This is a genomic window from Arthrobacter sp. ok909 (assembly GCF_900104405.1).
GTDB classification, from domain to species: domain Bacteria; phylum Actinomycetota; class Actinomycetes; order Actinomycetales; family Micrococcaceae; genus Arthrobacter; species Arthrobacter humicola.
In genome coordinates this window covers 150,161-157,439 of record NZ_FNJS01000001.1, presented here as the reverse complement: position 1 = coordinate 157,439, position 7,279 = coordinate 150,161, and the positions used below count along the sequence as shown (strand labels likewise).

The window sequence follows — 7,279 nt, the reverse complement described above, 5'->3', positions numbered from 1 at the left end:
GGGTGGGCCCAGAGGCGTTCGGAGCGGGAGATGTCCGGGGTGGCCTCGTCGGTGACGCGCTCGGTGCCGAACTCGAAGAACCCGGCGTCGGCGTAGTGCACGAACGGGATGTCCAGGCCGTCGATCCAGGCCATCGGCTCATCGGTGTCGTTGTGGTGCCCGTGGAAGTTCCAGCCCGGGGTCAGCAGGAAATCGCCGCGGGACATCCGGACCGGGTCCCCGTTCACCACCGTCCAGACCCCTTCGCCCTCGACGACGAAGCGGAACGCGTTCTGCGAGTGGCGGTGCTCGGGCGCGGTCTCCCGGGCGCCGAGGTACTGGATGGCCGCCCACAGCGTGGGGGTCGCGTACGGGGTGCCGGCCAGGCCCGGGTTCGCCAGGGCGATCGCCCGGCGTTCCCCGCCCCGGCCCACCGGGACCAGGTCCCCGGCACGGGCTGCCAGCGGGTACAGATCGCTCCACCGCCAGACGTGGGGCACCGCCTTCGGCGACGGGACCATCGGCATCAAATCCGCGATCTCGGTCCACAGCGGGATCAGGTTCTCCCGGTCAAAATCCCGGTACAACTCCTGCAGCTGGGCGGCTTCTTCGGGCGTCGGCTCCGGAGCAGCATGCCCCGCGGCCACTGATTCGTGAGTCGTGTTCTCGGCGCTGATGGACACGTGGGCCTCCTCGGTAGGTCAGAACAGGTTTTTGGCGTAGTTCGACTCTACGGATGTGGAGGTGTGACCCCCAGCATATTCTGCCTGTCAGAATTGTTGGATTGTTCCCCCCGATGCCCGGCGGGGTACCCCGCTGTGTGCCCGGCCGCGCGCTCAGCGCGCGCTCAGTCCGGCTCGGCCGGATTGGCCGCGATGTCAATCTCCAGCTGCCGGCAGGTTTCCCGCAACGCGGGGACGAGTCCGGCGTCGAACACCCGGCGGAAGCGGGTCGAGGGAGTGGCGACACTGAGTGCGCCGACGACGTGCCCGTGCCGGTTGTGCAGGGCCATCCCGAGGGCGCTCACCCCCTCCTCCGTTCCCTCAAAATTGGCCGCGAAGCCGTTGCCGCGGATGGACTCAAGCTCGCGCAGGAACGCCGGGTACTCCGCGGCGGGAATGGTGTCCCCGCCAATCTCGGCATTGTTGCTGCGAAAGAGTTGGTCGATCATGTGGGGTTCCAGTTCGGCGAGCATGGCCTTACCGCCCGACGTCTTGTTGGCGGGCATGACCGTCCCCTGCCGGTCACCAACCCGCAACACGTTGTTCCCTTCGACCGTGGCCAGGAAGCGCACTTTCGTGCCCACGCGCACCATGAGGTTGACGGTCTCGTTCAGTTGCGCCGAGAGCAGCTCCATGTGCGGCTGGGCGAGCGAGCGCAGCAGCCTGGTCCAGCTCAGGCCCGCTGGCCCGACCCCCATGGCCGCCCCGGGAACATAGCGGCGGTTTTCATCCTGCACGGCAAAGCCCCGGTAGACCAGCATCGCCAGGAGCCGGTGAGCGGTCGAGGGGGCTACGCCGAGCTCGGCGGCGGCGTCCTTGAGCCGTAGCGCGCCGCCGTCGCGGAGCAACTGCAGGAGTTGCAGCGCATTGTCCACCGCCTCGATGGAATAGGTCGGCCGCTTTTGGACGGGCTTCCGGGTGGGCTTGGTTGGCGGGTTGTTCTGCACATCAGAATTGTATTGTTGTTCGTCTGCAATCGCCATGACAGTAGTGGGATGAATCACACACCTTCCGCTGCAGCGCCGGAGCGGCCGACACCGGGTCTTCCCGGCCCCACTACCGCTGATGGGCCTGCATCACGGTTCTCCAAAGGCTCGGCAGCGGCCGTCCTCGTCTGCTGGCTCCTGGTGGTCTTCGATGGCTACGACCTCATCGTCTACGGCACCGTCCAGTCCTCACTGATTTCTGAGACCGGCTGGGGCTTGAATAAGGCGACCGCCGGAACGATCGGCTCCATGGCCTTCGTCGGCATGATGATCGGGGCGATCTTCGCCGGACGCATGGCCGACTCGTGGGGCCGCCGCCGGACCATCCTGGGCTGTGCCATCGTCTTTTCGATCTTCACGATCCTCTGCGCGTTCGCCCCCAGTGCCCCGGTCTTCGGCGTCCTGCGGCTCCTCGCCGGCATCGGACTCGGCGGGCTGGTGCCCTCGGCAAATGCGCTCGTGGCCGAACTCGTCACGGCCAAATGGCGCTCCACCGTCGCCACCCTGATGATGTCCGGTGTCCCGATTGGCGGATCCATCGCAGCCCTCGTCGGCATCCAGCTGATCCCCGCCTTCGGCTGGGAGTCCATGTTCCTGGTCGCCGTGGTTGCCCTGATGGTCGTGGTGCCGCTCGGAGTGAAATACCTTCCGGAGACCCTGGCCCCGGCCAGCGCCGCAGGCAGGGCCGCCCGCAAGGCAGCCGGGAAGGGGCTTGCGGTCAACGAGCCGTCCGGCTTCTCCTCCCTGCTTCGCGCCCCGTACCTGGGGGTGAGCGTGCTGTTCGCCCTGGCAACGATTGCCACCTTGTTCGCCTGGTACGGTCTGGGCACCTGGCTGCCGAACCTCATGCAGCTGGCCGGCTACAACCTGGGCTCAGCCCTGACCTTCGCACTCGCCCTCAACCTCGGTGCCGTGGCCGGCTCGGTCATCACGGCCTGGGCGGGCACCCGCTTCGGTCCGATCCCGACGGCGATCGCCGCGGCCGCCGTCGCTGCCGGAGCCCTCGTGGTCCTTGTGACCGGGCCGCCCGTCGGCCTCGTCTACTTCATGCTGGTCCTCGCCGGCGTCGGCACCCACGGCACGCAGTGCCTCATCATCGCCGCCGTCGCGAGCCACTATCCCGGACACCTGCGCGGAACCGCGCTGGGCTGGGCCCTGGGAACGGGCCGCATCGGCGCCGTCGCCGCACCCCAGATCGGCGGCCTCCTGCTGGCCGCCGGGCTGGGCGTCAATTCCAATTTCCTCGCCTTCGCCGGTGCCGCCGCCATCGCCGCGGTCCTGCTGGCCGCCGTCGGCCTCAAACTCAAGTCCAAACTCTCAACCTCACCCTCACTCACATCAACAGGAGCAAGCAATGTCTGAGCACGCCACGTCCACCGATGTCCTCGTCATCGGAGGGGGAATGGCCGGGCTGGCCGGAGCCCTCGCGCTGCGTGAAAACGGCGCCAACGTCACCCTCGTGGAGCGGGCCCCCGAATTCGGCGAGGTTGGCGCGGGCCTGCAGATGGCCCCCAACGCCTCCCGCGTCCTGCGGCGCTGGGGCCTGCTGGAAAAGGCGCTGGAAATCGGCGTCCAGCCCAAGCATCTGGTCTTCCGCGACGCCGTCACCGGCGAGGAGCTCACCCGCCAGACCCTCGGCGGGGAATTCGAGGAACGCTACGGCGCGCCGTACGTCGTGATCCACCGCAGCGACCTGCACCGGGTCCTGCTCGAAGGCTGCGAGGCGGCGGGCGTCAAGCTCGTCAACGACGTCATGGTCGAGAGCGTTGAAACCGTCAACGGCCGCGGCGTGGCCCACACCGCAGCGGGCGTGGACTACGAGGCCGACGTCGTGATCGGCGCCGACGGACTCAAGTCCACCCTGCGTCCGCTCGTGGCCAACGATGAGCCCGTCCCCTCGGCCTACGTCGCGTACCGCGGCACCGTCCCGATCACCGAAAACACACCCAAGGCCGACCTCGAAGACGTCATCGTCTACCTCGGACCGGACTGCCACCTCGTGCAGTACCCACTGCGGAAGGGCGAGCTGCTGAACACGGTGGCCGTCTTCAAATCGGCCTCGTTCGAACGCGGCGAAGAGCAGTACGGCGGTGTGGACGAGCTGGAGGCCGCGTACAAGGATTGTGTCCCGGCCGTTCAGGAAGGGCTCAAGAACCTGGCCACCGGCATCCGCTGGCCCATGTACGACCGCGACCCGATCGAAAACTGGGTTGCCGGCCGAATGGTGCTGATGGGCGACGCCGCGCACCCCATGCTCCAGTACCTCGCCCAGGGCGCCTGCCAAGCGCTCGAGGACGCCGCCGTGCTGCAGGACGCCACCAATGGCACCGTCTTCACCCAGGGAGGCGTCAACCCGGAAGCCTGGGACGGCGCGATCAAGGAGTTCAACACCATCCGCGCCGGCCGCACGGCCCGGGTCCAGCGCACCGCCCGCGTCTGGGGCGAATCCTGGCACGTGTCCGGCCTGGGCCGGACACTGCGGAACCTGCTCTTCAAGAGCCGGAAGGACAACGACTTCCAGTACAACGACTGGCTGTACGGCCAGGACGGCGACGGCGTACCGGCCGTCCGCGAGGCCCGGTCCAGCCTGACGGACCGGATTTCCGCCTGACCGTTTAGGCCAAGAGCACGAGGTGCGGACCTTGTCCGCACCTCGTGCTCTTGGTTGTTCGTTCGCGAGCTGCTTGTGGGTTTAGCCTACGAGGGCGCGGGTGTGGTCGTTGAGGAACATTCCGCGGGGATCGAACTCCCGGCGTATCTGGATGAAGGTTTCGAGCTCCGGGTAGAGACGCTCCAGGCGGCTCCTCGTCATGAAATGGATCTTGCCCCAGTGTGCACGCGGCTCGAATTCCTGCAGCAGCGCATCTGCATCCCGGAAGAATCGCCAGTAGTCAGTTCCAGGTTGAGTGGTCAGGGTAATGACGGTGGTGTCGCGTCCTTGGAACTGGGACATGTACCCTTCGTCGGCCTTCACCCAGCGGACCTCAACCGGGTACTTCTGGTCGGGATGCTGGGTGCGGATCAGGTCCTGGACAGCCTCGACGGCCTCCAGGCCGTGCTGGCTGGGAACGAAGTACTCGAGTTCATGGAACTGTGTGGTGAACCCGCCCGGGTAGATGCGGTACGACCGGTCCAGCCGGGCACCCTCCGTGCGGGAAATTTCACGGTCGTCCTGGATCTGGGCGATGTTGTACCGCTTGGTGTAGCTGCGGTTCGCCATGTTCTGGTCCGGCGAACCGGGGAGGTCCAGGAGCTCACATGAATCGTCGTCCGGGCACCAGAGGAACGAGTAGTGCCTGTTCGCGTCGATGTCGGCCTGCCAGGTTGCCGCGGTCTCCGCCCACGTGGGATACGTAATCTCCTCCTGCAGATAATAGCGGTCCTCGACCGCCAGTTCGACCTCCAGGAAGATTCCGAGCGTGCCCAAAGCGACCTGGGCGGCCCTGAGTTCGCGGAGTTGCCCTTCACCGATTTCGACGATTTCGCCGTAGCCGTTGATCAGCCGGACCCAGCGCAAGGCGGAGGAGAAACTGCCCAGGTTTTTCCCGGAGCCGTGGGTGCTGGTCGCGAGTGCCCCGGCGATCTGCTGCTTGTCGATGTCACCCTGGTTGCCCAGTGCCAGCCCCTGTTCCCACAGCGGATCGCCAAAGGCGTTGATGGTGGTGCCGGCCAGGGCCCTGGCGCGGCGCCGCCCGCGGTCGGTTCCGGTGATGGCCGAGAGCGCTGACATGTCCATCAGGACGCCGCCGGTCTGAACCAGGGGAGAGGACGAATGTCCTGAGCCGACCGCGCGGACGGGCAGGCCCTCGCGGATGGCGAACCGGACGGCGTCGAGCGCTTCTTGTTCATTCCGGGGCCGGACGGTGAAGGCCGGTGTGGCGCTCTGGTTTCCGCCCCAGTTGGTCCACGTGACGTCGGTCCCGAAGGGAGCGGAAGGGGTCGCCGCGCGTGCCGACGGCGCGGCCTGGGAATGATTCGTGGTGGTCATTGCTGAGCTCCGATGCTGGTATCAACGCTCACGCGCTGTGGTTGATCATGACGTGCTTGGTCCGGGAGTAATCGTCCAGGGCATAGAGTGAGAGGTCGCGGCCATAGCCGGATCCTTTGAATCCGCCCCACGGAACCTCGCAGGCCAACACCAGGTGTGAATTGACCCAGACGGTGCCGAAATCGAGTTGCTTCGGAACGCTCAGCGACAGGCTCGAATCCCGCGTCCACACCGAGGCGGAAAGGCCGTAGGGGCTCTCGTTGGCCCGGGTAATGGCCTCGTCAGTGGTGCTGAAGGACTCGACGGTGACGACGGGACCAAAGATTTCGTGGGTAGCAATATGGGCCCCGGCCGGCACGTTGCTGATCACTGTGGGTTCAATGAAGTAGCCGGGACCGTCCAAGGCCGAGCCGCCGATGGCCACCTGAAGACCCGCAGCCTTTGCCTCGGCAAGCGATTCCTTCACGCGGTCGAAGTGCGGGCGCGAAATCATGGGACCGATTTCCACGTCGTCCCCTGCGCCCGGGGCACCGACGACGAGCGTGCCGACTTCGCGTACCAGGTGCTCGGTAAACTCCTCAGCCACGGATTCGTGGACCAGCACGCGGCAGGCGGCGCCACAGTCCTGGCCGGCATTCCAGAAGCCGGCGTTTCGCACCCCGGCGGCGGCCGCACGGAGGTCGGCATCGGGGAAGACCACAACAGGGGCCTTGCCGCCGAGTTCCAGGTGGACGCGCTTGACGGACTTGCCCGCGGTCTCCGCCACTGCCTGTCCGCTGACGACGCTCCCCGTCAACGCAATGAGGGCGACATCAGGATGTTCGGCAAGCCGCTGCCCAACTGTCCGGCCTTGTCCCGTCACGACGTTGAGGATTCCATCGGGGATGCGTCCGGCCACAAGTTCCGCCAGCTTCAGTGTCGAGAGCGGAGTCTGTTCGGAGGGCTTCAGGACGATGCTGTTTCCGGCGGCCAGGATGGGCGCGATCTTCCACGCAGCCATCAGCAGCGGGTAGTTCCAAGGGGTGATAACGCCGACGACGCCGACGGGTTCCCTGAGGATGACCGAGGTGTGTCCGGTGGCGTAATCGCCGCCCGCCAAAGACGTCAGCGTGCGGGAAGCTCCGGCCATGAACCGGAAGGTGTCGATGGTGCTGGAGACATCGTCCTCCGCGACGGTCCGCGGTTTACCGGTGTTGGCGGACTCGATGAGTTCGAATGCTTCGCGGTTCTCTTCAATGATGTTGGCGATCAGGGACAACACCTCGGACCGTTCCTTCGGCGTGGTGGCGCCCCAGGACTTCCGGGCCGCCACGGCCGCCTCGACCGCAACGTCCACATCCGCGGCTGTTCCGGCCTGCACTGACGCGATGACCTGCTCCGTGGTGGGGTCTACGACGTCGATGAGCTGAGTCGAGGAACCGGAGACAAACGTTCCACCGATGAAGTGCCCCGCGGGAGGCAAAACGCCGGCGAGGCTTTGCTCCGAGGAAGAGCGCCGGACTGCGAACTGCTTGATGTCTGTGAGTGTCATGATAATTGGCCTTTGTTTTTTGCGCCGATCTCGGCGCCGGGAGTTTGTGTGAGTGAGGGCCGCAGATGCCCGG

At 66.4% G+C, this 7,279-nt stretch carries 6 protein-coding genes; 2 read left to right on the top strand and 4 right to left on the bottom strand.

All coding sequences use genetic code 11. The features are described 5' to 3' along the window. Together BLR03_RS00715 and BLR03_RS00710 are read right to left on the bottom strand one after the other, a co-directional pair. Positions 1-662 (bottom strand): cupin domain-containing protein (locus BLR03_RS00715; RefSeq protein ID WP_139184456.1); only part of this gene is annotated, 662 nt, incomplete at its 3' end. A gap of 164 nt (positions 663-826) precedes the next feature. Then, positions 827-1,648 carry an IclR family transcriptional regulator gene (locus BLR03_RS00710; RefSeq protein WP_091248793.1) on the bottom strand — a complete coding sequence of 274 codons (822 nt, stop codon included), beginning with the start codon at positions 1,646-1,648 and terminating at the stop codon, positions 827-829. A 48-nt stretch (positions 1,649-1,696) separates the two neighbouring features. Between BLR03_RS00710 and BLR03_RS00705 the strand changes: the two genes are divergently transcribed. Continuing rightward, complete coding sequence (locus BLR03_RS00705; protein WP_091248178.1) at positions 1,697-3,049, top strand: MFS transporter; 1,353 nt, start codon at positions 1,697-1,699, stop codon at positions 3,047-3,049. Then, entirely contained in the window at positions 3,042-4,298 is a 1,257-nt protein-coding gene (locus BLR03_RS00700; RefSeq protein ID WP_091248177.1) for an FAD-dependent oxidoreductase, read from the top strand. The genes BLR03_RS00705 and BLR03_RS00700 overlap by 8 nt, the downstream gene beginning before the upstream one ends. A gap of 81 nt (positions 4,299-4,379) precedes the next feature. Here BLR03_RS00700 and BLR03_RS00695 read toward each other — a convergent pair whose 3' ends face one another. Then, the gene (locus tag BLR03_RS00695) at positions 4,380-5,675 is read right to left on the bottom strand and encodes a D-arabinono-1,4-lactone oxidase (RefSeq protein ID WP_091248174.1); all 1,296 of its coding nucleotides are present in this window, start codon (positions 5,673-5,675) and stop codon (positions 4,380-4,382) included. Positions 5,676-5,703: 28 nt separating this feature from the next. Then, positions 5,704-7,206, bottom strand: a complete 1,503-nt coding sequence (locus BLR03_RS00690; protein ID WP_175460357.1) for an aminobutyraldehyde dehydrogenase — start codon at positions 7,204-7,206, stop codon at positions 5,704-5,706. Between the last annotated feature and the right edge of the window lie 73 nt (positions 7,207-7,279).